The sequence below is a fragment of the Paraplanobispora takensis genome, from assembly GCF_016863195.1.
Classification (GTDB): domain Bacteria; phylum Actinomycetota; class Actinomycetes; order Streptosporangiales; family Streptosporangiaceae; genus Planobispora; species Planobispora takensis.
In genome coordinates, this window is the sequence record NZ_BOOK01000056.1 from 32,090 (window position 1) to 57,040 (window position 24,951).

Genomic DNA, 24,951 nt, shown 5'->3' on the forward strand with positions numbered 1-24,951 from the left:
CCGCGGTTCCGCCCTCTCAGCCCGGCAACGCCCGAGCTCCCGCGGTAGACATTTCGCTCCGGATTATGCCATCGCGGCTCTTCGTGGCAAGCGCCCGCCCGGGCCGTGAGCCTCTGCGCGGGAGAACCCGCCCAGAACCCGTTCTCAGGCGACGAACGGCTCGTGCCCGCTCTCGCTCACCATGGGGCGGCCGGCGAAGGCCCAGGACTGCATGCCGCCGCCGACGTTGATCGCATCGCGCCCGACGGCGTTGAGCCAGGCGGCGGCGTGCGCGGAACGGCCCCCGACCCGGCAGATCACGTAGACGGCCGCGTCCTTGGGCAGCTCCTCGACCCTGGCCTGCAACTCGCCGAGCGGGATGTGGAGGGCCTCGGGCGCGTGCCCGGCGTGCCACTCGTCGTCCTCCCGGACGTCCAGCAGGAACGCGTCGTCCGGCACGGCGTGCACATCGACCTCAGGAATGTTCATGGCCCTCATTGTTCCAATCCCGTCACCAGATCGGACGCAAAACCGCACGTCCACCTGCGATTCCATTCACGTTGACCTGCAAATCCCGATGAATGCGGCCCAAGCGTCCGGCCGTCTCAGGGCACGTCCCAGAAGGCCAGCTCGTGGGCCATCCCTCTGGTGAACAGCTCCCCGGCCCGGCCGGGGTCGAGGTCCACCTCGTCGATCATCACCGCGATGCGCTCGGTCAGCGCCGCGAAGCCGGGATGGGCGTAGGTGTCCACCCAGGCGCGATAGCGCGGCTCGGCCGGCGGGTTCTCGGCGAGGGTGCGGCCGAGGGTGGAGTAGCCCCACATGCACGGGTAGAGCGCGGCCAGCCCCTCCGCGTAGTCCGCCGCCGACTCCAGCAGGAACGAGGTGTAGGCCGCGCACGCCGGGCCCTTGCGCGCCCCGCCCAGGTCGGCGCCGAACTCCGCCGACAGGGAGCGGTGCAGGTCCAGCTCCTCGTGGAAGGTGGAGTGGGCCAGGTCCACCAGGTCCCCGAGATGTCCGTCGGGCGCCTGCCACGCCAGCCGGGAGAACACCCGCACGTAGTCGAGGAGGAAGAGGTAGTCCTGCTCCAGCCACGACCGGAACACCGGCTCGGCCAGGTCGCCCTTGGCGATGCCCACCACGGTCGGGTGGGCGAGCTGCGCCTCGATCAGGGGGCGGCCGACGGCATGGAGTTCCCGAGAAATGCTCATAGGTCAGGGATTGTGGCAGAACCCACCAGCCGGGGGATCATGGCGGACTCCGTTCCGTGCGCCGTACGGCGGGCGGCCGGCCGAGCTCCCGACCGCACCGTACGGCGGGCGGCCGGGCTCCGGCCAGGCGGCCCGGCGGTCAGGCAGCCAGACGGCCGGGCAGTCAGACGGCCGGGCAGTCAGACGGTCAGGCGGTCAGACGGTCAGGCGGTCAGGCGGTCAGGCGGTCAGGGCCGCGGCGCCGAAGGAGACGCTGAAGCGCCTGCACCAGATGGTGACGCTCTTCAGCGCGTCCAGGTCGGCGTCGGCGGGGACGGCGTAGTTGGCGTCGCCCTTGTTGCCCTTGAGCTCGCCCAGCTCCAGGTGCTCGCCGTCGTCGAGATTGAACCACCCGGCCTGGCCCTTCTTGACGGGCTGGTCGCTCAGCCACACCCGCAGGTCGGGTCCGTCGGAGGTGTCCAGGTCCTCGATCCTGAGCACCCGGCTGCCGTCGGCCAGCTCCAGGAGCTTGGCCGTGCCCGAGGTGTCGTGCTCGTGGGAGACGAACTTGCCGGTGGCCAGCACCTTGGTCTCGTCCGCCCGCCCCTCGGAGCCCTGCGCGCCCTTCCCCGCCGTGCCGGGCGCCTGCGTGCTCCCGGCGGCCACGGGCGGGGCCTCGTTCACCTCGACCGTGGTGAACAGCCGCCACGGCTGGAACAGATAGAGGGCGACGGCGACGGCCACGGCGCCGACTCCCAGGACCACCCAGGCAAGAGGGTGGCGGAGCATTGTCTTGATCTTCATGATGTCCTCCCGGCCTCGGATCGACGCTATCCCGCAGGGTGGCACCCGCCGCTTACGTAGTGCTTACGAACGAAGATCACGGCATAGGGTCGGAGGCATGACGACCATCGTTGAGGAAGTGCTCCTCCTGGCCTACAGCGAGGACGAGGGAAAGCAGCTGGTCGGTTCGCTGCAGCTCGACGCCGCCCTCGGGGGCGCACTCTTGGCCGAGCTCGCCATCAACGACCGGATCGACCTTTCGGGCAAGAAGGTCACGGTCAAGGACACGACCCCGCTCGGAGACCCCGAGCTCGACGCGACGCTCGCCCGGATCGCCGAGGACAAGGAACGCAAGCCCGACCGCTGGGTCTACAAGCTCTACTCCAACAAGCTCCGCAAGCGCCTGCTCACCGGGCTGGCCGAGCGCGGCGTGCTGGGCGAGGAGCACCGCAAGATCCTGGGGATCTTCCCCAGCTCGCGCTATCCGGAGCGCGACCCGCGCATCGAGCAGGCCGTGCGCGAGCGGGTGCAGAACGTGCTGAACGGCGCCGAGCCCGACGAGCGGGTGGCCGTGCTGATCGCCATCCTGCACGCGGCCAAGATCGACCGTAAGGCGTTCCCCGAGGCGGGCAAGGAGCGCATCAAGGAGATCGCCGAGGGCGACTGGGTCGGCGACGCGGTGGCCAAGACCATCGCCTCGATCAACGCGGCCATCATCGCCGGCGGGGCGGCCGCCGCGGGAGCGGCCAGCTGACCTCCGGGCCGGGACGGCCGGCCGCGCCTCTTCGGGAGCGGCCGGACCGCTCGGGGACAGCCGGCCTCTGCGAAAGCGGCCGGCCTCTCCCTAATCGGGGCGCCCCTACTTGGCCAGGACGTCCTTCGGGACCTGCTTGTCCTGGGCCAGGGCCTCGAACATGCGCAGGGCCTTGTCCCGGTCCCACCGGACGACGTTCTCACCGTTGATGTCCTCGAAGCCGCTGAACGGGACGATCGTGGTCACCGGGTTGTCGCCCATGGCCAGGCCGAGCGAGAGCAGGTCGAAGACGCCGGTCTCCTGCCCGACGGCCACCGAGTCGGCGGCGCTGAACGCCAGCGGGACGGACGTGAACGGATTGATCAGGACCCCGGGGCTGGCGGCCTTCTTCACCACGGCGGAGAAGAACTGCCGCTGGCGCTGGGTCCGCTCGAAGTCGGGGATGCCCGTCGCCCCGGTCTGGCGGGTGCGGACGTAGCCCAGGGCCGTGGCGCCGTCGAGGGTCTGCACGCCCTTCTTCAGCTTGATCCCGGCCTTGGGGTCGTTGATGTTCTGCTTGACGTCGATCTCGACGCCGCCGATGGCGTCGACGATGCCCACGAAGCCGGCGAAGCCGATCTCCATGTAGTTGTCGATGCGCAGCCCGGTGACCTTCTCCACGGTCTTGGCCAGCAGCGCGGGGCCGCCGTCCTGGAAGGAGTAGGCGGCGTTGAGCTTGGCGCTGCCGTGGCCCTCGATGGGCACGTAGGAGTCGCGCGGCAGGCTGACCAGCGTCGGACGGCCGTCGTTGTCGGGAATGTGCAGGAGCATCATCGTGTCGGTGCGGCGGCCCACGGAACTGCCGGTGGCGAGCTTCCTGCGCTGGGCCTTGGTGAGCCCCTCGCGGCTGTCGGAGCCGACCAGCAGCCAGGTCGTGCCCGGGGTGTCGGCGGGACGGCCCTCGTAGTCGGTGAGGGCGTCGATCCGCTTCATCCGCCCGTCGATGGTGAAATATCCGGCTACGGCGAGCACGAGCAGCAGCACGAGCAGGCCGATGAGGATCCGCGCGATCAGCCGGCCGGTCCGCCGGGGACCCCTGGGGCTCTTGGAGCGCGAAGACACGTTCGGCACGGCACCGCCCTTCCCGCCTGAGGACCCGCCGGCGGATCCGGCGAGCGGCGATCCCGGCGGACCGGCCTGCGGCCCGTCGGACGGCCCCTTCAGGGGCCGGACGGGGCTCGTGCCCGACCGGGCCTTGCCGTACACCTGCGAGACCGCCCTGGGCACGGTGTCGTCGCGTACGGCCCCGCCGGAGGAGGAGGCCTGGAGCGGGACCCCCGCCTGCGGTCCTGCGGCCGCGGAACCGCGCCGCCCGGGGGCGCCGCCCTGCCCCGGAGCCTGCCCGGGAACGGGATGGGCGGGCTGCCCGGCCGCCCGGGGCGGCACGGATGCGGGCGACCGGAGCGCACGCGTGCGGTCGTCGTCTTCCTGCCAGTCACCCACGTCGCATCTCCGCCACTTCTCGGGGCCACACACCAACTGACGGTGAAATCGTCACCATCGACGCTACTTCGTGGCTCGCACCCGCGTAGATGCGTCCTCAAGGTTTTCCCAGTGTAAAAGTACTCAGAGGGGTATTCGATCGCCGATGAAAGGTCACCGGCCGATCCGGAAACATCGGCCGCCACCTCGGTCGTTACCGTAGAGGACGACCACCGCTCGAAAGGAAGACCGTGTCCAGTTCGGACCCGTGGAGTACCTGCCCGTGCGACCGCACGGGACCCACTGACCTGACCGGGGGAAACACCCGGTGAACACCGCCTTCGGCCTGCTGGCCGTACTGCTCCTCACCCTCGCCACCGGCTACTTCGTCGCCCAGGAGTTCGCCTTCGTGGCCGCCGACCGCGGCGTGCTGCGCGAGCAGGCCGACGCCGGTGACGACGCCGCGCAACGGGCGCTGAAGGTGACGGGGCGACTGTCCTTCATGCTCTCGGGCGCGCAGCTCGGCATCACCGTCACGGCCCTGCTGGTCGGCTTCATCGCCGAGCCGGCCATCGCCTCGGTGGTCCGTCCCTGGCTGGAGGCCGCGGGGGTGCCCTCGGCCGCGGTGCCGGGCATCGCGGTCGCCCTGGCCGTCGCGATCGCGACCATCGTCCAGATGGTCATCGGCGAGCTGGCCCCCAAGAACCTCGGCATCGCCCGGCCGGAGCCGGTGGCCAAGTTCCTGTCCCGCTCGACCCTGGTCTACCTCAAGATCGCCGGTCCGGTCATCCGGCTGTTCGACTCCGCCGCCACCGGGCTGCTGCGGAAGGTCGGCGTGGAACCGGTCGAGGAGGTCGAGCACGGGGCGAGCCCCGAGGAGCTGTCCAGGATCATCGCCGAGTCCGGCGCGGCGGGCGACCTTCCCCCGCGCCTGTCCGAGCTGCTGGAGCGCGCGCTGGAGTTCGGCGACCGCACGGCCGAGGACGTCATGGTGCCGCGCCCCCGCGTGGTGCTGCTGCGCGACGACCGCCCGATCTCCGATCTGCTGGAGGCCATGCGCGAGCACGGCCACTCCCGCTATCCGGTGCTCTGCAACGAGAACGGCGAGGACGTGGTCGGCGTCACCGGAGTGCGCGAGCTGCTCCGCTCCGGCCTGGCCGACGGGCCGCTGGAGAAGATCACCCGCCCGGCCCTGCTGGTCCCCGACTCGCTGCCCCTGCCGGCCGTCCTGGAGCGCATGCGCGCCGCCCGCGACGACCTGGCCTGCGTCATCGACGAGTACGGCGGGCTGGCCGGAGTGCTCACCGTCGAGGACCTCGCCGAGGAGCTCGTCGGCGAGCTGATGGACGAGAACGACCCCGAGCCCGCGGGCGTCGTGGCCAACGACGACGGCACCTGGGACGTCCCCGGCACACTGCGCGTCGACGAGGTCGAGCGGGCGACCGGCCTCTCGCTCCCCGAGAGCGACGACTACGACACCGTCGCCGGCCTCGTCCTGGCCGCCCTGGGCCGGATGGCCGAGCCCGAGGACACGGTGACCGTCACGCTCACGCTGGAGAGCGACCCGCTGGAGAAGGACGACCCGGACGAGGCCGACGCGGTCCTGACCGTGCTGTCGGTCCACCGCAGGGTCCCCGAGTGGGTGCGGATCGCCCCCGTCACCGAGGGCGCGTCCCCGGCGCTGTCCCAGCCCCGGCCGCAGTCGCAGGATCCGCGACAGGAGCACGCGATGTCCGGCCACGGCCACGGGGCCCGGGCTGAAGGGGGGAGCCAGTGAGCACCGGAGCCGCCCTGCTGCTCGGCGTGGTCCTGCTGGCGGGCAACGCCTTCTTCGTCGCCGCCGAGTTCGCGGTCATCTCGGCCCGCAGGCACCGCCTGGAGGAGCTCGCGGCCAGGGGCGGCCGGCTCACCCGGATCGCCGCCCGCGCCGCCGTACGCGGCGGCAGGGAGCTGTCGCTGATGCTGGCCGGAGCCCAGCTCGGCATCACCCTGTGCTCGCTCGGCCTGGGCATGGTGACCGAACCGGCGATCGAACACCTCCTGGAGCCGGTCTTCGGCGCGGTCGGCGTGCCCGAGTCGCTCCGGGTGCCGATCTCACTGATGATCGCGCTGGCCCTGGTCACCTTCCTGCACATGGTGGTCGGCGAGATGGCGCCCAAGTCGTGGGCGCTGACCCACCCGGAGACCGCGGCGATGGGCGTCTCCCTGCCGTTCCGCGGTTTCACCTGGGTCGTCAGGCCGGTGCTGGCCGCGCTCAACCGGCTGACCAACGGGATGCTGAGGCTGTTCGGCGTGCACGCCAGGGACGAGCTTGCCACCACCAGGACACCGGTCCAGCTCGCCATGCTCGTCGGAGAGTCGGGCCGGATGGGCCTGCTCGACCGGGAGGAGCACGACCTGCTGACCAGGGCCCTGCGGGTCCACCAGCAGTCCGCGGAGCGGCTGATGCTGCCCATCGAGCGGGCCGCCGCCGTACCGGCCGACGCCGCCGGCTCCGAGGCGCGCAGGATCGCCGCCGAGAGCGGTCACCTGCGCCTGCTGGTCAACTCGGGCGGGGAGCGGGACGTCGTGGGCGTGCTGCACGTCAGGGACGCCCTGGTGCGGCCCGAGGCGAGCCCCGGGGAGCTGGCCCGGCCGGTGCCCCGCCTGCCGCGGTCCACGACCATCCCGGACGCGGTGGCCGCCCTGCAGGACGCCCACGCGCATGTGGGCCTCATCACCGACGCGGGAGAGGTCATCGGGATGGTGAGCCTCACCGACCTGCTGGGCGAGCTCCTGGACGTCAGGGCTCCGGCCGCCCGCTGAGACCGGGGGCCGGAGACGGAGACCGGGGCTGAGGAGCAGAGGGGCCGGGAGGCCGGGAGGCCGGAGAAGCCCCCGGCCCCCGGTCTCCCGCCGCCGCCTCGCATGCGCGGCCTGGGGTTTCTCTGTGAGCGTAACGAGAATCACATACCGGCACTCCCTGCAAGTCGCCCGAAAGTGACAAGCAAGTGGAGAGGGGTACAACGGAGGGCGGGCGCACGCCGTCCGCCACGAACCCCCCAACGGCCCTCGCGGGGCCTTGCATGACGGAGCACGACCATCTTGATCACGACCGCCCGAACCCCTCCGAGGACGGCCTCACGAGGCGTGCCCGCAGGAGCCGGAGAACGAGAAGGCCCCGGTGGAGGCGGACTTTCGTCCGCGACCATCCGGGGCCGACATCGAGTGGGCGAGGAGGGATTTGAACCCTCACGTCCTTTCGGACACACGGACCTGAACCGTGCGCGTCTGCCGTTCCGCCACCCGCCCTTGTTGGGTGCGGTCGAAACATTAGCACGGATCAGCCGGTACCTACGAACCCGGATACGATCCTTCTAGGTGCGGAGCGGAGGAGCCGGGTGCGAGAGAACGGAAAACGTGCCAACCGACGCCCCAGCGGCCGCGACCATAAGTACGGAGGAAGGGAGGTAGCCGGTGGGAGTCCTTCAGCGCTTCGAGCGCAGGCTCGAAGGCTTGGTTGAGGGCGCCTTTGCGCGGGCGTTCAAGTCCGACCTTCAGCCGGTCGAGGTCGCCAGCGCGGTTCAGCGGGAGATGGACGAGCGGGCTGCGATCGTCGCTCAGGGACGGACACTCGTCCCGAACGACTTCGTGGTCGAGCTGTCCACGACCGACAGCGAGCGGCTGGAGGTGTACGCCGACAGCATCGGCCACGAGCTGGCCAACCTCGCGAGGGAGTACGCCAAGGAACAGGGCTACTCGTTCGTGGGACCGGTGCGGGTGAGGTTCGAGACCGCCGACGATCTGGCGGTCGGTCTGTTCCGCATCCGTTCCGGAGTGATCCGCGGTGCGACGGTCGAGCAGGACGAGATCCGCCAGCCGGTGAGCGACGTGCCCCAGGGCCGGCCGCAAGCCTTCAACGGGCGCCCCCGCCTGCTGGTCTCCACCCAGGACGACCCGCAGGGACAGCGCTCCTACGATCTGACCACCCCGGTTACCCTGCTCGGCAGGGGCACCGACTGTGATCTACGGCTGGTCGACCCGGGCGTGTCCCGGCACCACGCCGAGCTGCGCGTGGAGGGTCCCCAGGTGGTCCTGGTCGACCTCGGATCCACGAACGGCACCTTCGTCAACGGCCAGCCGGTTCGCCGGGTCGAGCTCCAGAACGGCACTCGCGTGACTCTGGGACGCACGACTCTGGTTTTCCGGCGCGATTAAAGGTAAACAGACGGTCCATGTCCGAGCTCACGCTGCTGCTGATCCGGCTCGCCTTCCTCGCGGTGCTGTGGTTCTTCGTGATTGCCGCGGTCGGCGTGATCCGGACAGACTTGTTCGGGTCCCGTACGGCCGCCGCGGCTCCCGCCCGCAAGGCTCCCAAGCCGGTCAAACCACCGGCCAAACCCAAGAAGGGGGAGCCCCGGCAGATGGTCGTCACCGGTGGTCCCCTGCAGGGCACCACCATCACGCTCTCGGAGACGCCGATCACCATCGGCCGGGCGAACGACGCCACGCTGGTGGTCACCGACGACTACGCATCCAGCCGGCACGCCCGGCTCTTCCCCCAGGACGGTCAGTGGATCGTGGAAGATCTCGGCTCCACCAACGGCACGTATCTCGACCGCTCCAAAGTCACCCGTCCGACCCCGGTGCCGCTCGGTGTTCCGATCCGCATCGGTAAGACCGTCATCGAATTGCGCAAATGACCATCGCACTCCGTTACGCCGCCCGCTCTGACGTCGGCCTCCTCCGCGAAGGCAACGAGGACTCCGCGTACGCCAGCGGACGCCTGCTCGCCGTCGCGGACGGCATGGGCGGGCACGCACACGGCGAGGTGGCCAGCTCGGTCGCCATCGCCGCCATGTCGTCCCTCGACGAGGACGCGTTCGGGGGTGACCTGCTCAGCGCCATCGAGGCCGCGGTCCGTGACGCGAACCGGCGGCTCCACGAGATGGTGGGGCGGGACCCCAGCCTCAAGGGCATGGGCACCACGCTGACGGCCATGCTGTGGTCCGGCACGCGGGTCGCCCTGGTCCACGTCGGAGACTCCCGCGCCTACCTGCTGCGCTCCGGTGAGCTCTACCAGATCACGCACGACCACACCCTCGTGCAGTCCCTGGTGGACGACGGCCGGATCACCCAGGAGGAGGCCGCCACCCACCCGCAGCGGTCGATCCTGCTGCGCGCCCTGGACGGCAGCGGCGAGGTCGACCCCGACCTCTCGCTGCGCGAGGCCCAGCTCGGAGACCGCTATCTGCTGTGCTCCGACGGCCTGTCCGGCGTCGTCAGCGCGGAGACCCTGCACCACACCCTGTCCACGATCGACGATCCCGAGACGGTCGTCCGCACGCTCGTCGACCTGGCCAACCGCGGCGGCGGTCCGGACAACATCACCTGTGTGATCGCCGACGTCCTGGAGGTCGACGAGGGATTCCCGCCGGCCACCGAGGCGGCCGTGGTGGGCGCCGCGGGCTCCACGCTCGCCCGCACCTCGCAGGGCTCGCAGGACACCTCGCCCGGCCTGGTCAACCCGGCCACCATGCCGCAGCCCGTCATCACCGACGACGACCTCGACGAGCAGGAGGCCAGGGCCGTGGCGGCCCGGCCGGCCGGACGCCGACGGCGGCTGTGGCCGCTGCTGGTCTCCATCGGGGGCGTCATCCTCCTCGGCGGCGGCCTAGGCTGGTACTTCGGGAACCAGTGGCTCGACGACCAGTATTTCGTGGGATTGCGAGGTGAGGAGATCGTGGTCAACCGCGGTGTGAACACCACTCTCGGCCCGTTCGAGCTCTTCGACACCGTCCGCACCTCCACCGTGCCGGTCGCGACGCTCGGCACGCTGGAGCAGTCCCAGGTCCGCAACGGCATCCCGGTCGCCGACGAGGCCGCGGGCGTCAAGAAGATCGAGGAACTGCGGGCCTCCTCCCAGCAGAGCTCCGGCGACGCGGCCTCCGCCACGCCGTCGCCGACCGCCAGTCCCAAGCCCAGCTCGAAACCCGGCGGCACCGCGACCCCGAGGCCCACGAACTCATGAGTGTCCCCACCGTCAGCGCTCCAGGAGCCGAAGCCGTCCCCCTGCCGGCCAAGCGGCGGGTGGCGCAACTGGTGATGCTCGCCTCCGCGGTCCTGATCGTGATGGCCGCCTACGCCGCCGTGGGGATGGGCATCGACCAGAAGATCCCCTCCGGCATGCTGACCTACGGCCTCGGCCTGGGCGGGTTCATGCTGGCCGCCTACCTGGTGCTGGCCCGCTTCGCCCCCTGGGCCGACCCGCTGATCCTGCCCCTGGTGACGCTGATCAACGGCCTCGGCCTGGTCATGATCTACCGCCTGGAGGTGGGCGCGGGCGGCAAGGGCGGCGCCTCGGCCACCAGCCAGCTGCTGTGGACCGCCGTCGGCGTGGTCGTCTTCAGCGTGACGCTGATCGTGCTGCGCGACCACCGCGCGCTGCAGCGCCTGACCTACACCGCCGGGGCCGCCGGTCTGCTGCTGCTGGTCTCGCCGCTGCTGCCGGTCCTCGGTCAGGAGATCAACGGCGCCCGCATCTGGATCGGCCTGGCCGGCTTCACCCTCCAGCCGGCCGAGCTGGCCAAGCTCGCCCTGGTGATCTTCTTCGCGGGCTACCTGGTCGCCAAACGCGACGTGCTGGCGCTGGCCGGCCGGCGGCTGCTCTTCATCGACCTGCCCCGCGCCCGCGACCTCGGCCCGATCCTCATCACCTGGGGGCTCAGCCTCGGCGTGCTGATCCTGCAGAAGGACCTCGGCTCCTCCCTGCTGATCTTCGGCACGTTCATCGCGATGCTCTACATCGCCACCCAGCGCACCTCCTGGGTGCTGATCGGCATCCTGCTGTTCGTCGGCGGCGCGATCCTGGCCGGGCTGGCCTTCGACCACGTCCAGGCCCGTTTCGAGGTCTACCTCAACCCCGAGGACGACGCGCTCTACCGGCGTGAGCTGGGCGGCAGCTTCCAGCTCATGGAAGGCCTGTTCGGCATGAGCCAGGGCGGCATCCTGGGCACCGGCCTCGGTCAGGGCCACCCCGGCCTGATCCCGCTGGCCTTCTCCGACTTCATCTTCGCCGCCATCGGCGAGGAGCTGGGCCTGACCGGCCTGATGGCCCTGCTGATGGTCTACGGGCTGCTGGTCGAGCGCGGGCTGCGCACCTCGATCGCCGCCCGTGACCCGTTCTCCAAGCTCCTGGCGGGCGGCCTGTCCTTCCTGCTGGCCTGGCAGGTCTTCATCATCGTCGGCGGCGTCACCAACCTGATCCCGCTGACCGGTCTGGTCACGCCGTTCATGTCCCAGGGCGGCTCCGCGCTGCTGGCTAACTGGATCCTTATCGCGCTGTTGGTACGCATGTCTGATGCGGCCAGGAAGCCGCCGCCCCAGGCAATCCAGGACGAAGGACTCACCCAGGTGTTCCAGCGATGAACAGTCCCCTCAAACGCACCGCCCTGGCCTGCATCCTCATGTTCGGCCTGCTCATGATCAACATCAACTACCTGCAGGCCGTACGGGCCGAGGACCTGAAGCAGGACTCCCGCGACCGCCGCAACTTCTTCGCCCGCTACGAGGTCGAGCGCGGCCTGATCACCGCGGGCAACAAGGTGATCGCCCGCTCCGAGGACACCGGGGACCCGGAGACCCGGTTCAAGCGCATCTACCCCGAGGGCAAGGTCTACGCGCCCGTCACCGGGTTCTTCGCGCCGGAGAACACCAGCGACATCGAGCGGGCCGAGAACGACCTGCTCGACGGCTCCAGCCCCTCCCTGGTCATCCGGCGCGGCATCGACCTGTTCACCGGCAAGCAGACCAAGGGCGCCAACGTCCAGCTGACGATCAACCCCAAGGCCCAGGAGGCCGCCTACAAGGCGCTGGGGGCCAGCGGCAAGAAGGGCGCGCTGGTCGCGATCGAGCCGAAGACCGGGGCCATCCTGGCGATGGTGTCCATCCCGACCTACGACCCCAACCTGCTCGCCCCGGCCGACAAGGCCGCGGTCAACGAGGCCTACAAGAAGCTGGACGCCGACGAGGACAAGCCGCTGGTCAACCGGGCGATCGCGCGCACCTACCCGCCGGGCTCGACCTTCAAGGTCGTCACCATGGCCGCCTACCTGGAGAGCGACGACTCCCTGGGCCCGCAGAGCCAGGTGGACGCCCCGCAGCGGCTCGACCTGCCCAACACCACCGCCGACCTGCCCAACTACGGCGGCGCGGCGTGCGGCGCCGGACGGGTGACGCTCTCCTTCGCGCTGGAGAAGTCCTGCAACACGCCGTTCGGCAAGATCGGCATGGAGCTGGGCTACGACGCGATGAAGGAGCAGGCCGCCAAGTTCGGCATCGGGGAGAACCTGGACCCGCTGGAGATCCCGATGGCGGTCTCCCCCAGCAGCATCGGGCCCGAGGAGGACCAGGCCGCGCTCGCCCAGGCCTCGATCGGCCAGCGCAGCAACCAGATGTCGCCGCTCCAGATGGCCATGGTCGCCGCCGGCATCGCCAACAACGGCGTCGTCATGAAGCCGTACCTCGTCAACAAGGTCACCGACGCCGAGGGCGGGGAGATCAAGACGGCCGACCCCGAGGAGCTCGACACCGCGATGAGCGAGGAGAACGCGGCCAAGCTCAAGGAGATGATGGTCAACGTCGTCAACCTCGGCACCGCCTCGGCCGCGCAGATCCCCGGTGAGACCGTCGGCGGCAAGACCGGCACCGCCGAGACCGCCGAGGGCCGCGCCCCGCACGCGTGGTTCATCTCCTTCGCCCCCGCCGACAACCCGAAGGTCGCCGTCGCGCTCATCGTCGAGTCGGGCAGCGCCGGAAACGACGCCTCGGGTGGCCAGACCGCCGCCCCCATCGCCAAGAGCGTGATGGAAGCGGTGCTGGGTAGATGACGTCGTTGCTCGGCGGCCGATACCGCCCGTTGAGGCGGATCGCCGCCGGCGGCATGGGCGAGGTCTGGCGGTGCCGGGACGAGTTGCTCGCCCGCGATGTGGCCGTGAAGCTGCTGCGCAGCCACGTGGCGGCCGACCCGCACTTCCGCGAGCGGTTCCGCACCGAGGCGCGGATCGCCGCCGGGCTGGCCGACCCGGGCATCGCCCAGGTCTTCGACTACGGCGAGGACGGCGACGTCGCCTATCTGGTGATGGAGCTGGTCCCGGGCGAGTCCCTGGCCAACATCCTGGCCCGCAACGGCACGCTGAGCCCGGAGATCACGCTCGACGTCGTGCACCAGACCGCCAGGGCCCTGCACGCCGCGCACAGCTCGGGGATCATCCACCGGGACATCAAGCCCGGCAACCTGCTGGTCACCGAGAGCGGCACCGTCAAGATCACTGACTTCGGGATCGCCAGGGCGCTGGAGGCCGCGCCGGTGACCCAGACGGGGACCGTGCTCGGCACCGCCCAGTACGTCAGCCCCGAGCAGGCCTCCGGCGACACGACGACTCCGGCCACCGATCTGTACTCCCTGGGCGTCGTGGCCTACGAGTGCCTGACCGGCCGCCCGCCGTTCGTCGCCGACAACCAGGTGGCGATGGCGCTGATGCACCTCAACGACCCTCCGCCGCCGCTGCCCGAGAACGTTCCCGCGCCGGTGCGCGACCTGGTCATGGAGTGCCTGGCGAAGGACTCCGCGCACCGCCCGGCCGGCTCCAGGAGCCTGTCGGACCGCGCCTACGTGCTGCGCGAGTCGCTGGCCACCGCGGGGGCGCTGGAGCTCGGCATGCTCACCGATCCGGCCGGATGGCGGGCCGAACCGGGCGCGGCGCCGCCGGGGGAGCCCGCGGGGCACCCGACGGTGACCGGATCCGGCCGTTTCCAGGAGCCCGGCCGTTTCCAGGACGCCGGTCACTTCCAGGAGCCCGGTCACTTCCAGGAGCCCGGAACGGGCCGGAGTGATCACGAGACACCGCCCGCCGCCGTTCCGGTGCTCGCCGCCGGGACGGCGGGGAGCACGGTCCCGAGGCGTCACGGGCTGCGCCGTACCAGCGTGATCGTCGCCGCGGCGGCCGGCTGCGCCGCGGCCGTCGGCCTGGGCACCCTGGTGGTCCAGGACCTGACCGGCCGGCAGGACGACAACGGGTCGTCGGAGCCGTTCACACCCCCGACTCCGGCCGCCGAGTCGCCCACGGTCAAGGCCACCCGGAGCAGGCCGGTCACGACCCGTCCGGTGGCCACTCCCGCCAAGTCGCCACGCCCGTCCCCTTCGCCGTCGGCTACGGTAAGTACGTCGGTCACGCCCACACCCCGGCCGACGAAGTCTCCGTCCCCGAGCCCCAGCCCGCCCACCCCGACCCCGACGCCCCCCACTCCGACGGTGACACCGAGCCTCACACCGAGTGCCACTCCCGGCCCCGGGGACACAACCGCTCCGAACGGGGAGACGTGATGCGCCGAGAGGCCGATGATGGACACCGGTGGCCCGAGAGCCCACCGGCACCCAAGATGAACGGTAAGGGACAGTGCAGGAAATGACTCAGCCCCGACGCCTCGGCGATCGCTACGAGCTTGACGGCGTCGTCGGCCGTGGCGGCATGGCCGAGGTCTATCGCGCCCGGGACATCCGACTGGACCGGGTCGTAGCGATCAAGACCCTCCGCGCGGACCTGGCCAGGGACCACACCTTCCAGGCGCGTTTCCGCCGGGAGGCGCAGTCCGCCGCGTCACTGAACCACCCGTCCATCGTCGCGGTCTACGACACGGGCGAGGACACCTCCGAGGGCGCGCCCGTGCCCTACATCGTGATGGAGTACGTCGACGGCAGCACCCTGCGCGACCTGCTGCGCAACGACCGGCGGCTGATGCCCGAGCGCGCGGCCGAGCTGGTCGACGGGATCCTGCGGGCGCTGGACTACAGCCACCGCGGCGGCATCGTCCACCGGGACATCAAGCCGGCCAACATCATGATCACCCGTAACGGCGACGTGAAGGTGATGGACTTCGGCATCGCCCGCGCGATGGCCGACTCGGCCGCGACCATGACCCAGACCGCCCAGGTCATCGGCACGGCCCAGTACCTGTCGCCGGAGCAGGCCAGGGGCGAGCGGGTCGACGCCCGCAGCGACCTGTACTCCACCGGCTGCGTGCTGTACGAGCTGCTGACCGGGCAGCCGCCGTTCACCGGCGACTCCCCTGTGGCGATCGCCTACCAGCACGTCCGCGAGGACCCGATCCCGCCCTCGCAGATCGACCCGGACATCCCCAAGTGGGCCGACGCCATCGTGCTCAAGGCGATGGCCAAGGACCCGGCGCAGCGCTACCAGAGCGCCGGGGACATGCGGGCCGACATCCAGCGGGCGATGTCGGGCATGCCGATGGACGCCCAGACGATGGCGCTGGCCTCCAACTACGGCACGGCCACCCGCACCATGCAGCAGCCGCCCGGCCCGGCCGGTCCGGTCACGCAGCGCACCACCGCCGTCCCGCCGTACGAGTACGGCACGGAGGAGGCCGGGCGCGGCGAGCGCGGACGCCGGCGCCAGAAGAGCGGGGGCAACAACGCCGTCAAGGTCGCCGCCTGGATCCTGATCCCGGTCCTGATCATCGGCGCCTTCATCTGGGCGGGCTACCAGTTCCTGAGCTCCCCCGGCACGCCCACCGAGGGCGGCAAGGTGTCGGTCCCGACGCTGGCCTCCCGGACGGAGGAGGCGGCGATCAAGACCCTCACGGACATGGGCCTGAAGGTCAAGAAGACCGAGGAGTTCAGCGACGAGCAGCGCAAGGGCTCGGTCATCGGCACCGATCCCGGCCCGGGCAGCGAGGTCCCCAAGGGCACCGAGATCACGCTCATCGTCTCCAAGGGCGTGGAGAGGCTCGAGATCCCCGATGTGATCGGCCAGACCAAGGAAGAGGCGACGCAGACGCTCGAGGACGCGGGCTTCAGGCCGAGCGTGGTGACCAAGCCGTCCGCCCGCCAGCAGAACGTCGTCTTCGCCATGTCCCCGGAGGCCGGCACGAAGGCCGCCAAGGGCAGCTCGGTCAAGATCACCATTCCCGCGCAGGCCCAGGAGGTCCCCAACGTCCTCGGCTTCGACATCAAGGAGGCCAGGAGCACGCTCGTGGAAGCGGGCTTCCGGGTCAAGGTCGTCGAGCAGGCCAGCGACCAGGCCGAGGGCACGGTGCTCAACCAGACCCCCGAGGCCGGCGCCAAGCTCCAGCCGAACACCACGATCACGCTGACCGTGTCCACGGGCCAGCCGCCGGTCCCGACGGAGGACCCGACCGTCCCGACCGAGGAGCCGACGTTCCCGACCGAGGAGCCGAGCGTCCCGACCGACGAGCCGACGGACGACCCGTTCGTCGACGACCCCTCCGGAGACGGCGAGAACGGCTGATCTCCGCAGCCGCGCGACGGGGGCCCTCCTCACACATGAGGAGGGCCCCTCCGCCACTCGGGGGCAATGGCGGCAGGGCCCTCACTGGTTAGTCGTCCAGCGCGTCCGATGCGTTACACGATTTTCGTGAGCCAGTTTCCGAGCAGCCGGTGACCGTACTCTGAGATCACCGACTCGGGATGGAACTGCACGCCCTCGACGGGAGCGTCGCGGTGGCGCAATCCCATGACGACTCCGTCATCGGTGGTCGAGGTCACCTCCAGGACCGGCGGCACGGTCTCGGGCCGTACGGCCAGCGAGTGATAGCGCGTCATGGTGACCGGCGACGGCAGTCCGGCGAAGACCCCGCGCCCGTCGTGCGAGACGGCGCTCGTCCGGCCGTGCATCAGCTCGGGCGCCCTGGCCACGGTGGCGCCGTAGGCCACCGCGATGGCCTGGTGCCCGAGGCAGACGCCGAGCAGCGGCAGGCCCCGGGCCGCGCAGTGACCGACCAGGGGGACGCTCACCCCGGCGTCCTCGGGTGTGCCGGGCCCGGGGCTGATCAGGACTCCGTCGAAGCCCGCCGTGTCGCCGACCGCGACGTGGTCCCGGGGACGCACATCGCAGTCGGCGCCCAGCTCGCGAAGATACTGGACGATGGTGTGGACGAAGCTGTCGTGATTGTCCACCACCAGGATTCGGCTCATGGACTCATGGTCGCGCGGTCGAAGAGGACATACGGTTCGATCCAGGGGAACACGACATACCAGAGTACGGCCGCCGTCATCCCGGCCAGCACCAGTGCGGTGCACATCTTGGCCACGGGGCCGCCGGAGAGCATCCGCCAGATCCATTCGTACACGTGCTTCCTCCTTGCTCGGTCACCGGTCGGGATCCCGCCTGTCGTCGAGCCGGCCGAAGACGATGAGCCGCTGCGCGGCGGAGTACTCCGGGTGGCAGGTGGACAGCGTGATGCGCGCCCTGGTGGGCCTGCGACCCGGACTGCCCGGGACGGGGGCGATCACACTCATCTCGGCGGGGGCGACGATGCGGGTCTCGGTGACCCGGTAGACGTAACGGGTGTCGCGGGTGTCGACGATGATCTCGTCCCCCCTGCGGAGCTCGTCGATGCGGTTGAAGGGCGCGGCGTAGGTGGTCCGGTGGCCCGCCAGGACGAAGTTGCCGGTCCCTCCCGGCAGGGCGGTGCCGGGATAGTGGCCGGGGCCCGCCCGCAGCTCCTCCCGGTCCACCCCCTCCACCACGACGTAGCGGTAGTCCTCGCCGAAGCGGGGGATGCGCAGCATCGCCAGGGGCTCACCCGTCCGGACCCTCTCCGGCCTGCGGGAGCCGCCGGAGAGCGGCTGCGGCGGCTGCTGCAGCTGCTCGCGCAGCACCGCCTGCCGACCGGCGGTGTAGCCTCCGGTCCCCCAGATCAGGTAGGCGCACAGGAGCAGCAGGACCCCTCCCACGGTGAGGCCCAGCTCCCCGCACACGCGCATCACGGCCCTCATGGCGTCAGGCTAGTGAGAGGATGTCACGTCCGAACCGCGACGATCGAGGCGTTGGACGGTTGTTTGCCCGAGGATGGTCCTGCCGCGGGATCGCATGTCCCGCACGCGGCGACTATCCTTACTCGGGTCGTCGCCCACCAGCGATTACGCTAGCTGACAGAACCTGCGCACGATCCGGATCGCGCAGGGTTGACGCAGGAGAACCCAGTGCCCAAGTCCAAGGCTCGCAAGAAGGCGGTCTACACCCCGCCGAAGACGTCCCAGCAGGTCAAGATTAGCCCGCGCTGGCTGGCGCCCGTCATGGTGGCCTCCTGGATCATCGGGATCCTGTGGATCTCGATCTACTATGTGGCGCCGGACGCCCCGCTGATCGGCTCGCTCCAGAACTGGAACCTGCTGATCGGGTTCGCTTTCATCATCTTCGGTGTGGTGCTCTCCACCCGCTGGCGCTAGATCTTTCCACAGACATATCCACACCCTGGGGAAGCACCAGGGTGTGGATCAGCCTCCGGAGAGCATGTACGCGTCGTAGGCGAACGGCGGCAGCAGCACGACCGCGGCGACCAGCGCCAGCAGGACCAGCGCGCACCCGCCCCACTGGACCAGGTTCCTGTTCCTGGCCGGGGCGTAGACGAGGATCGCGCTGACGACGGCGCCGGTGATGAGACCTCCCAGGTGGCCCTGCCAGCTGACGTTGGGGACCACAAAAGTGATCACCACGTTGATGCCGATCAGCCAGAGCACGCCCCGGATGTCGTAGCCGAGCCTCTTGGAGACCACGAACAGCGCGCCGAACAGGCCGTAGACCGCCCCGGAGGCCCCGACAGCGGCGATGCCGAGGAAGTAGATCGCGACGGAGCCGCCCAGCGCGGACAGCAGATAGAGCATGAGGAAGCGGATCGAGCCCAGCCGCCGCTCCAGCTCCGGGCCGACGGCGTACAGCACCCACATGTTGAACAGGATGTGGGTGAGCGCGAACCCTCCGCCCTGCGGCGGTGCGTGCAGGAAGGCACCGGTGATCAGGCGCCACCACTCGCCTCCGTAGGCGACGGCGCCCGAATGCATCGCGTAGTCGCCCAGCACCCGGTCCGGGGCGATCAACTCGGCGGCGTAGGCCAGGACGTTGAGGACTATCAGGCCCCAGGTGACCCGGGGCGTGGTGACCGCCTTGCCGCCGAACACCGACTGCGCCCGCCGTACTCCCTTGCTTCCCTCGGCCACGCACTCCGGGCACTGGAAGCCGACCGAGGCGTCGCGCATGCAGTCGGGGCAGATGGGCCGCTCGCAGCGCTGGCAGCGCACGTAGGTCTCGCGGTCCGGGTGACGGTAACAGGTGGGTACGGCCTGCGTGCCGGGCTCGCCGGGCGGCTGGGTGGTCATGGCGTGTCGGTGACCCTTTCGACCGTGCTTCTTCCTGCGTCCAGCCTATGCAGAATCACCGGCGCCCGTGCGGCGGCCACCGGCGGGTGGCCGCCGCAGGCGGGTCAGCCCTGGACGCGGTCGATGGTGACCGACTCCAGCACGACCGGCTCGACCGGGCGGTCGCGGCCGTCGGTCTCGGTCTTGGCGATGGCGTCGACGACCTCCTGGCCCTCGACGACCTCGCCGAAGATGGTGTGCCTGCCGTTGAGGTGCGGCGTGGGCACCACGGTGATGAAGAACTGCGAGCCGTTGGTGCCGCGGCCCATCTGGATGCCGGCGTTGGCCATGGCGAGCAGGTAGGGACGGTTGAAGTAGAGGTCCGGGCTGATCTCGTCGTCGAACTTGTAGCCCGGGCCGCCGATGCCCTGACCCAGCGGGTCACCGCCCTGGATCATGAAGCCGGCGATGACGCGGTGGAAGACGGTGCCGTCGTAGAGCTTGTCGGTGGTCTTCTGGCCGGTCTCGGGGTGCGTCCACTCCCGGGCGCCCTCGGCCAGCTCGACGAAGTTCCGCACGGTCTTGGGCGCGTGGTTCGGGAAGAGCTCGAGCTTCACGGTGCCACGGTTGGTCTTGAGGGTCGCGAACAACTTCTCAGCCACGATGGGGCTGCCCCCTTCAGGTCAACAGGCGGAGCCTGTACAAGGCGCGATGTTTGTGATGTTTTGAGATTGAGGGTCGCCGCCGACCCCTCCAGCATCCTCCCACGGCTGGTCATGATTGAGCCGCTTTCGAGCGGGAAGGGGTGCCTGCGGGGCCCCAACGACAGGGGAGGAGTTGCTGTGCCTCTTGCACTAATTGGAAAGCGCCGCACCATCAAGGTGGTTCCGGAAACCCGGCTGTACATGGCGAAGTCCCAGCTCAAGCGAGCTGTCGGGCAGGTCGGACCGATGGCGGTCCATGCCCGCGACGCGGCGCGTGACGCCGCCGCCGCGAAGGTCCTCGATGCCCGCGGGTGGGCAGCACCAAGACTAGACGCCGCCGCCCACTCTTTCGAGGACCAACTCGCGCCGAGGATCACGGCGATGCTGTCCCAGGCCGCGGCGAAGGTCGATCCTTCGCCCCGGAGCAGGTCGCGGTGGCCGGTGGTCCTGCTGCTCACCGGTGTCGCGGTCGGCGCCGCCGGCTTCGCGATGTACCGCAGGAGCTCCGGCAGCCAGTGGTCGGAGAGCTTCAAGAGCACCACGGCCGACGCGTCCCACTGGGTCAGCGACAAGGCCCGGACCGCCGCGGACAAGGTCTCCGGCACCGCCGGTGGCGTCAAAGACAGGGCCGAGGAGTTCGGTCACAAGGCGGATCCTTCGTCGGACGAGTTCGGTAACAAGATCAGCACCGAGTCGACGACGGCCTCCAAGAATTCGCCCTGAAATCTGATGTCCTGACACGCCTGGGTGCCCATGGGTACGGCCCGCATCCCCACGATGCGGGCCGTACCCGTGCCCGGCCCGGGACGGTGTTGACGGTTTCACCAAGCGCTTGTTAGATCGTGTTCCCCAGGCACGGAGGAACACGGATGACGCTGTCACCGCTCGACGACTACCCCGTCCACCAGTCCCCCGAGGTCATGCGGCACGTCACGACGTCGGACCGCAACTTCTACGACCGTTACTACTTCAACTGCCACGCCGGATCCGACGAGCTGATGCTGATCATCGGCGTCGGGCAGTACCCCAACCTCGGTGTCACCGACGCCTTCGCCTGCGTGCGCCACCGGGACATCCACCGGGTCGTCCGCGCCTCCAGGGAACTGGGCGACGACCGGATGGACACCGCGGTCGGCCCGTTCCGCGTCGAGGTGATCGAGGGGCTGCGCACGCTCCGGGTCGTGCTCGACCCCACCGAGCACGGCCTGTCCTACGACCTCACCTGGCAGGGCACGATCCCCGCGACCCTGGAGCCGCGCCACTTCCTGCGCTGGCAGGAGCGCGTCGTCTTCAACTCCTCGCGGCTGGCCCAGACCGGGCGGTGGAGCGGGCACATCATGATCGGCGACGAGCGGATCGAGGTCACCCCCGACCGGTGGCAGGGGACCCGCGACCGCTCGTGGGGCATCCGCCCCGTGGGCGAGCCGGAGCCCCCGGGCATCCAGACCAAGAACGCCGGGACCTTCTACTGGCTCTACGCGCCCGTCCAGTTCGACGACCACGCCATCCTGTGCATCGTCCAGGAGGACGAGAAGGGCCGCCGCGTCCTGGAGGAGGCGGTCCGGGTCTGGGGCTTCGGCTCGGCCAGGGAGGGTGAGCAGGAGTATCTCGGGCGCCCGGAGTACCGCCCCGTGTACGCGGAGGGCACCCGGGAGGTTCGCGAGGCGACGATCTCCTTCGCACCACCGGGCGGCAAGCCCTTCGACATGCGGTGCACGCCGATCCTCCCGGTGCACCTGATGGTGGGCACCGGGTATGGCCTGGAACCCGGCTGGAAACACGGCATGTACCAGGGCCCGGACCCGGTGGTGCAGGGCGTCACCCACACCTTCCCGCAGGACGCCTCCCGCATGTGGGGCATGATCGACGCGGTGGGCCGCTTCGAGTACGACGACCCGTCGGGGGCCGCGCAGGGCACGCAGGTCGGCTACGGCCTCTACGAGTACTGGGCGCTGGGCCCGCACCCGTCCTTCCCTGAGGCCTGACCCCGTCCCGCGGGTCCGGGCCGCACGCCCGGACCCGCGGGCGGGGCCGGCCGGATCACGCGCGCGGCCCGGGTCCGCACGCCCGGGTCCGCGCGAGCCGTACCGGCCCTCGTCCGGTACGGCTCCGCGCCCGTGTCACTCCTTGATCTTCTTGATCTCGATCTTCTCCACGGACTCCGGCTCGCCGCAGGCCACGACGAGGTCGTCGGGGAGGGGCTTGGCGGGCTTGGCCGGCCTGGCGTGGAACGGCTTGCCCGGCCTGGCCGACCTGGCGACGACCCCGTGCCTGCCGGCCTTGACCGGGACGGCCCGGGTCACCTCGATGCCGTCCGGCCGCTTCACGATCACCACGTCCCCGCTCTCCCTGAACTTCTTGGCCTTCCCCTTGAGCCTCCTCACCTCGTCGTCGGCGAGCCTGTGCCTGGTGACGACGACGTGGCCCTCGCTGCCCTCACCGCCCTCGCAGACGATGACGAAGTCCCCCTCCTCCACGGGGACGGCCGGGGAAGGAGGGGTCGCGGACGTGGCGGCGCCGGCCGCGCCGGTCATGACCGTCACCAGGGCCCCGGCGGTGACCACGGCGGCGGCGAGAATGCGGATTCGCATGGGTGCTTCTCCTGAGTCGATCGGCGATTCGGTCGGGCCCACGCTCCCGTCCGGCACCTGAAAGGAGCCTGAAGGTCCCCGAACCCGTCTTCAGGTTGTCTTTAGGTGGCGTGCGTCAGGCTGACCGCATGCGCGTGCTGCTGATCGAGGACGAGAAGCGCCTGACCGACCTGCTGAAGGGCGGCCTGGCCGGTGAGGGGTTCGCCGTGGACGTCGCCCACGACGGACGCGACGGGCTGTGGATGGCGACCGAGAACGCCTACGACGTGATCGTTCTCGACGTCATGCTGCCCCGGATGAACGGCTACGCCGTCTGCGCCAGGCTCCGCGACGCGGAGAACTGGACGCCGATCCTGATGCTCACCGCCAAGGACGGGGTGCAGGACGAGGCCGAGGCCCTGGACACCGGAGCCGACGACTTCCTGTCCAAACCGTTCTCCTACGTCGTGCTGCTGGCCCGGCTGCGCGCGCTGGTGCGCCGGGGCGGTACGGCGCGGCCGGTCTCCATCACGGTCGGCGACCTGACCGTCGATCCCGCCGGGCTGCGGTGCCGCCGGGGGGAGACGGAGATCCCCCTCACCCCGAAGGAGTTCGCCGTCCTGCACGGCCTGGCCCGCAGGCAGGGCGAGGTGGTCTCCAAGAGCGAGCTGCTCGCCCAGGCGTGGGACTTCTCCTACGACGGCGACCCGAACATCGTCGAGGTGTACATCAGCGCGCTCCGCCGGAAGATCGACGCCCCGTTCGGCCGGTCGACCCTGGTGACCGTGCGCGGCGCCGGATACCGGCTGGAGGCCTGAGATGTCACGACTGTCAGTCCGGGTCAGGGCCACCGTCGCGGCGACCGTGATCGTCGCGGTCGCGCTGGGGGCCGTCGCGGCCGTGCTGGCCGGGGTGCTCGGCGGGAGCCTGACCGACACGGCCTCCGCCGAGGCCGCCCGGCGCGCCGGCGTCACGGCCGACATGCTGTCCTCCGGCACGTTGATCGAGGAGAACCGGTTCGGCAGGCCCGCGGACCCCGACATCGAGATCGTCAAGGAGAGGCAGGCGGCGTTCTTCGCGGGATGGGTCGCGGTCGTCGAACGGCCCGGCGAGCCGTACGCGACCGAGCCCTTCGTCGCACGCCGGGCCTTCCCCGGAGCCGGCGCCGAGGAGCGGCCCGGCGACGAACCCGGCGCGGGAGGGAGATCCGGCGTCGAATCCGACGCCGAAGGCGGGAGCGACGACGAACCCGACGGGAAGGGCAGGCCCGACGTCGTGCCGGGCGATCTCGTCTCCGCCGAGAAATGGGCGCCTGCCGGCGCCTACGTCACCGCGACGCTGCCGGTCGACACCTCCGCCGGTCCGCTGCTGGTCAAGGCCAGAGCGTCCCTGGACTCCACCCACGCCGCGCTGGCCACCCTGAAGAGCGTGCTGCTGCCCGGCATCCCCGCGCTGCTCCTGCTGGTCGCCGTCCTCACCTGGCTCGTGGTCGGCCGGGCCCTCGCCCCCGTCTCGGCGATCCGCGCCGAGGTGGCCGACATCACCGCCAGCGACCTGCACCGCCGGGTCCCGGTGCCGAGGTCGCGTGATGAGATCGCCCGGCTGGCCGAGACCATGAACCGCACCCTCGACCGCCTGGAACTGGCCGTCAGCCGCCACAAGCGCTTCGTCGCCGACGCGGCCCACGAGTTCCGCAGCCCTCTGGCGATCCTGCGCACCCGGCTGGAGCTCGCCCCGCCCGGACCGCTGTCCGCCGAGGCGCTGACCGACGTGGACCGGATCCAGGCGCTCACCTCCGACCTGCTGCTGCTGGCCCGCCTGGACGCCGGGGAGCCGGACCGTCACGAGGAGGTGGACCTGGGCCAGGTCGCCGCGGAGGAGGCCGCCCGTTCCCGGCCGAGATCCGAGGTGCGGGTCGGGCTGGAGGTGGCCGCCGACGTGGTGGTCCGCGGCTCGGCCGGGCAGCTGCGCCGGCTGGTGGCCAACCTCGTGGACAACGCCGTACGGCACGCGGAGTCCGAGGTGACCGTCCGCCTGGCCGTGGACGGGCGGGAGGCCGTCCTGGAGGTGTGCGACGACGGGCCGGGCATCCCCGCCGAGCATCACGAGGCGGTCTTCGACCGGTTCACCCGGCTGGACGAGGCCAGGGACCGGGACGCCGGCGGCTCGGGGCTCGGGCTGGCGATCGCCAGGGACATCGCGGTACGGCACGGCGGCGGCCTGGCGATCGTCGCGGGCCCGCCGGGAGCCTGCCTGCGCGCCCGCTTCCCCGTCGCCTCCGCGACGGACCGGCGGCCGGTCCCGGCGGGTCAGGTGAGGGGGAGCGCGTTGACGGCCGGTGCGGCGTGAGGGG

General features: G+C 70.7%; 25 protein-coding genes and 1 tRNA gene. 15 read left to right on the forward strand and 11 right to left on the reverse strand.

What is annotated here, in order from left to right; genetic code table 11:
• Positions 1–144: 144 nt before the first annotated feature.
• The 3 genes from Pta02_RS33630 to Pta02_RS33640 form a co-directional block, all read right to left on the reverse strand.
• Entirely contained in the window at positions 145–477 is a 333-nt protein-coding gene (locus tag Pta02_RS33630; protein WP_203879033.1) for a rhodanese-like domain-containing protein, read from the reverse strand.
• 107 nt (positions 478–584) lie between these two features.
• Complete coding sequence (locus Pta02_RS33635; RefSeq protein WP_203879034.1) at positions 585–1,190, reverse strand: TenA family protein; 606 nt, start codon at positions 1,188–1,190, stop codon at positions 585–587.
• A gap of 219 nt (positions 1,191–1,409) precedes the next feature.
• Complete coding sequence (locus tag Pta02_RS33640; protein ID WP_203879035.1) at positions 1,410–1,973, reverse strand: DM13 domain-containing protein; 564 nt, start codon at positions 1,971–1,973, stop codon at positions 1,410–1,412.
• A 97-nt stretch (positions 1,974–2,070) separates the two neighbouring features.
• Here Pta02_RS33640 and Pta02_RS33645 point away from each other — a divergent pair, with 97 nt between their 5' ends.
• Positions 2,071–2,706 (forward strand): GOLPH3/VPS74 family protein, encoded by a 636-nt coding sequence (locus tag Pta02_RS33645; RefSeq protein ID WP_203879036.1) that lies wholly within the window; start codon positions 2,071–2,073, stop codon positions 2,704–2,706.
• A 105-nt stretch (positions 2,707–2,811) separates the two neighbouring features.
• Here the strand turns inward: Pta02_RS33645 and Pta02_RS33650 are convergent, their stop codons facing one another.
• A complete protein-coding gene (locus Pta02_RS33650; protein WP_239131438.1) occupies positions 2,812–4,188 on the reverse strand; it encodes an LCP family protein in 1,377 nt (458 codons plus the stop codon).
• Positions 4,189–4,495: 307 nt separating this feature from the next.
• Here Pta02_RS33650 and Pta02_RS33655 point away from each other — a divergent pair, with 307 nt between their 5' ends.
• Positions 4,496–5,944, forward strand: a complete 1,449-nt coding sequence (locus tag Pta02_RS33655) for a hemolysin family protein (RefSeq protein ID WP_203879037.1) — start codon at positions 4,496–4,498, stop codon at positions 5,942–5,944.
• Positions 5,941–6,972, forward strand: coding sequence for a hemolysin family protein (locus Pta02_RS33660; protein WP_203879038.1), 1,032 nt, complete (start codon positions 5,941–5,943; stop codon positions 6,970–6,972). The genes Pta02_RS33655 and Pta02_RS33660 overlap by 4 nt, the downstream gene beginning before the upstream one ends.
• Before the next feature lie 403 nt (positions 6,973–7,375).
• Here Pta02_RS33660 and Pta02_RS33665 read toward each other — a convergent pair.
• Positions 7,376–7,458: transfer RNA gene (locus tag Pta02_RS33665), tRNA-Leu, on the reverse strand.
• A gap of 165 nt (positions 7,459–7,623) precedes the next feature.
• On the opposite strand from Pta02_RS33665, the gene Pta02_RS33670 reads away from it, so the two are divergent.
• The 7 genes from Pta02_RS33670 (at position 7,624) to pknB (ending at position 16,475) form a co-directional block, all read left to right on the forward strand.
• Positions 7,624–8,364: an FHA domain-containing protein gene (locus tag Pta02_RS33670; protein WP_203879039.1), complete on the forward strand. Its 741-nt coding sequence runs from the start codon at positions 7,624–7,626 to the stop codon at positions 8,362–8,364.
• 17 nt (positions 8,365–8,381) lie between these two features.
• Positions 8,382–8,849, forward strand: a complete 468-nt coding sequence (locus Pta02_RS33675; protein WP_203879040.1) for an FHA domain-containing protein FhaB/FipA — start codon at positions 8,382–8,384, stop codon at positions 8,847–8,849.
• On the forward strand, positions 8,846–10,177 hold the full coding sequence (locus Pta02_RS33680) for a Stp1/IreP family PP2C-type Ser/Thr phosphatase (RefSeq protein WP_203879041.1): 1,332 nt from the start codon (positions 8,846–8,848) through the stop codon (positions 10,175–10,177). Before Pta02_RS33675 ends, Pta02_RS33680 begins: the two co-directional genes overlap by 4 nt.
• Entirely contained in the window at positions 10,174–11,574 is a 1,401-nt protein-coding gene (locus tag Pta02_RS33685; protein WP_203879042.1) for an FtsW/RodA/SpoVE family cell cycle protein, read from the forward strand. The genes Pta02_RS33680 and Pta02_RS33685 overlap by 4 nt, the downstream gene beginning before the upstream one ends.
• A complete protein-coding gene (locus Pta02_RS33690) occupies positions 11,571–13,034 on the forward strand; it encodes a peptidoglycan D,D-transpeptidase FtsI family protein (protein WP_203879043.1) in 1,464 nt (487 codons plus the stop codon). Before Pta02_RS33685 ends, Pta02_RS33690 begins: the two co-directional genes overlap by 4 nt.
• The gene (locus Pta02_RS33695) at positions 13,031–14,530 is read left to right on the forward strand and encodes a serine/threonine-protein kinase (RefSeq protein ID WP_203879044.1); all 1,500 of its coding nucleotides are present in this window, start codon (positions 13,031–13,033) and stop codon (positions 14,528–14,530) included. The genes Pta02_RS33690 and Pta02_RS33695 overlap by 4 nt, the downstream gene beginning before the upstream one ends.
• An 82-nt stretch (positions 14,531–14,612) precedes the next feature.
• Positions 14,613–16,475 carry a Stk1 family PASTA domain-containing Ser/Thr kinase gene (pknB, locus tag Pta02_RS33700; protein ID WP_203879045.1) on the forward strand — a complete coding sequence of 621 codons (1,863 nt, stop codon included), beginning with the start codon at positions 14,613–14,615 and terminating at the stop codon, positions 16,473–16,475.
• A gap of 113 nt (positions 16,476–16,588) precedes the next feature.
• Here the strand turns inward: pknB and Pta02_RS33705 are convergent, their stop codons facing one another.
• The 3 genes from Pta02_RS33705 to Pta02_RS33715 are packed head-to-tail and all read right to left on the reverse strand — an operon-like array spanning position 16,589 to position 17,965.
• Complete coding sequence (locus Pta02_RS33705; RefSeq protein ID WP_203879046.1) at positions 16,589–17,161, reverse strand: anthranilate synthase component II; 573 nt, start codon at positions 17,159–17,161, stop codon at positions 16,589–16,591.
• The gene (locus tag Pta02_RS33710; RefSeq protein ID WP_203879047.1) at positions 17,158–17,316 is read right to left on the reverse strand and encodes a hypothetical protein; all 159 of its coding nucleotides are present in this window, start codon (positions 17,314–17,316) and stop codon (positions 17,158–17,160) included. The genes Pta02_RS33705 and Pta02_RS33710 overlap by 4 nt, the downstream gene beginning before the upstream one ends.
• Positions 17,317–17,335: 19 nt before the next feature.
• Positions 17,336–17,965 (reverse strand): class E sortase, encoded by a 630-nt coding sequence (locus Pta02_RS33715; RefSeq protein ID WP_203879048.1) that lies wholly within the window; start codon positions 17,963–17,965, stop codon positions 17,336–17,338.
• A 207-nt stretch (positions 17,966–18,172) separates the two neighbouring features.
• On the opposite strand from Pta02_RS33715, the gene Pta02_RS33720 reads away from it, so the two are divergent.
• The gene (locus Pta02_RS33720; RefSeq protein ID WP_203879049.1) at positions 18,173–18,418 is read left to right on the forward strand and encodes a cell division protein CrgA; all 246 of its coding nucleotides are present in this window, start codon (positions 18,173–18,175) and stop codon (positions 18,416–18,418) included.
• 48 nt (positions 18,419–18,466) lie between these two features.
• On the opposite strand, the gene Pta02_RS33725 is transcribed toward Pta02_RS33720, so the two are convergent.
• Positions 18,467–19,345, reverse strand: coding sequence for a rhomboid family intramembrane serine protease (locus Pta02_RS33725; RefSeq protein ID WP_203879050.1), 879 nt, complete (start codon positions 19,343–19,345; stop codon positions 18,467–18,469).
• Between the two features lie 104 nt (positions 19,346–19,449).
• A complete protein-coding gene (locus Pta02_RS33730) occupies positions 19,450–19,986 on the reverse strand; it encodes a peptidylprolyl isomerase (RefSeq protein ID WP_203879051.1) in 537 nt (178 codons plus the stop codon).
• 180 nt (positions 19,987–20,166) lie between these two features.
• Here Pta02_RS33730 and Pta02_RS33735 point away from each other — a divergent pair, with 180 nt between their 5' ends.
• On the forward strand, positions 20,167–20,751 hold the full coding sequence (locus tag Pta02_RS33735) for a hypothetical protein (protein ID WP_203879052.1): 585 nt from the start codon (positions 20,167–20,169) through the stop codon (positions 20,749–20,751).
• Between the two features lie 146 nt (positions 20,752–20,897).
• Entirely contained in the window at positions 20,898–22,013 is a 1,116-nt protein-coding gene (locus Pta02_RS33740; protein WP_203879053.1) for an Rv3169 family protein, read from the forward strand.
• A gap of 135 nt (positions 22,014–22,148) precedes the next feature.
• Here Pta02_RS33740 and Pta02_RS33745 read toward each other — a convergent pair whose 3' ends face one another.
• Entirely contained in the window at positions 22,149–22,619 is a 471-nt protein-coding gene (locus tag Pta02_RS33745; protein ID WP_203879054.1) for a hypothetical protein, read from the reverse strand.
• A gap of 128 nt (positions 22,620–22,747) precedes the next feature.
• Here Pta02_RS33745 and Pta02_RS33750 point away from each other — a divergent pair, with 128 nt between their 5' ends.
• Both Pta02_RS33750 and Pta02_RS33755 read left to right on the forward strand, forming a co-directional pair.
• Entirely contained in the window at positions 22,748–23,416 is a 669-nt protein-coding gene (locus Pta02_RS33750; RefSeq protein WP_203879055.1) for a response regulator transcription factor, read from the forward strand.
• Position 23,417: 1 nt separating this feature from the next.
• Positions 23,418–24,947: a sensor histidine kinase gene (locus Pta02_RS33755; protein ID WP_203879056.1), complete on the forward strand. Its 1,530-nt coding sequence runs from the start codon at positions 23,418–23,420 to the stop codon at positions 24,945–24,947.
• Positions 24,948–24,951 lie beyond the last annotated feature (4 nt).

What these genes read in the sequence shown, in the direction of transcription:
- Pta02_RS33740 (WP_203879053.1), top strand. Translation starts at nt 20,898, where the DNA reads ATGACGCTGTCACCGCTCGACGACTACCCCGTCCACCAGTCCCCCGAG.
- pknB (WP_203879045.1), top strand. Translation starts at nt 14,613, where the DNA reads ATGACTCAGCCCCGACGCCTCGGCGATCGCTACGAGCTTGACGGCGTC.
- Pta02_RS33685 (WP_203879042.1), top strand. Translation starts at nt 10,174, where the DNA reads ATGAGTGTCCCCACCGTCAGCGCTCCAGGAGCCGAAGCCGTCCCCCTG.
- Pta02_RS33675 (WP_203879040.1), top strand. Translation starts at nt 8,382, where the DNA reads ATGTCCGAGCTCACGCTGCTGCTGATCCGGCTCGCCTTCCTCGCGGTG.
- Pta02_RS33635 (WP_203879034.1), bottom strand. Translation starts at nt 1,190, where the DNA reads ATGAGCATTTCTCGGGAACTCCATGCCGTCGGCCGCCCCCTGATCGAG.
- Pta02_RS33725 (WP_203879050.1), bottom strand. Translation starts at nt 19,345, where the DNA reads ATGACCACCCAGCCGCCCGGCGAGCCCGGCACGCAGGCCGTACCCACC.
- Pta02_RS33645 (WP_203879036.1), top strand. Translation starts at nt 2,071, where the DNA reads ATGACGACCATCGTTGAGGAAGTGCTCCTCCTGGCCTACAGCGAGGAC.
- Pta02_RS33630 (WP_203879033.1), bottom strand. Translation starts at nt 477, where the DNA reads ATGAGGGCCATGAACATTCCTGAGGTCGATGTGCACGCCGTGCCGGAC.
- Pta02_RS33695 (WP_203879044.1), top strand. Translation starts at nt 13,031, where the DNA reads ATGACGTCGTTGCTCGGCGGCCGATACCGCCCGTTGAGGCGGATCGCC.
- Pta02_RS33745 (WP_203879054.1), bottom strand. Translation starts at nt 22,619, where the DNA reads ATGCGAATCCGCATTCTCGCCGCCGCCGTGGTCACCGCCGGGGCCCTG.
- Pta02_RS33680 (WP_203879041.1), top strand. Translation starts at nt 8,846, where the DNA reads ATGACCATCGCACTCCGTTACGCCGCCCGCTCTGACGTCGGCCTCCTC.
- Pta02_RS33750 (WP_203879055.1), top strand. Translation starts at nt 22,748, where the DNA reads ATGCGCGTGCTGCTGATCGAGGACGAGAAGCGCCTGACCGACCTGCTG.
- Pta02_RS33690 (WP_203879043.1), top strand. Translation starts at nt 11,571, where the DNA reads ATGAACAGTCCCCTCAAACGCACCGCCCTGGCCTGCATCCTCATGTTC.
- Pta02_RS33640 (WP_203879035.1), bottom strand. Translation starts at nt 1,973, where the DNA reads ATGAAGATCAAGACAATGCTCCGCCACCCTCTTGCCTGGGTGGTCCTG.
- Pta02_RS33755 (WP_203879056.1), top strand. Translation starts at nt 23,418, where the DNA reads ATGTCACGACTGTCAGTCCGGGTCAGGGCCACCGTCGCGGCGACCGTG.
- Pta02_RS33715 (WP_203879048.1), bottom strand. Translation starts at nt 17,965, where the DNA reads ATGAGGGCCGTGATGCGCGTGTGCGGGGAGCTGGGCCTCACCGTGGGA.
- Pta02_RS33705 (WP_203879046.1), bottom strand. Translation starts at nt 17,161, where the DNA reads ATGAGCCGAATCCTGGTGGTGGACAATCACGACAGCTTCGTCCACACC.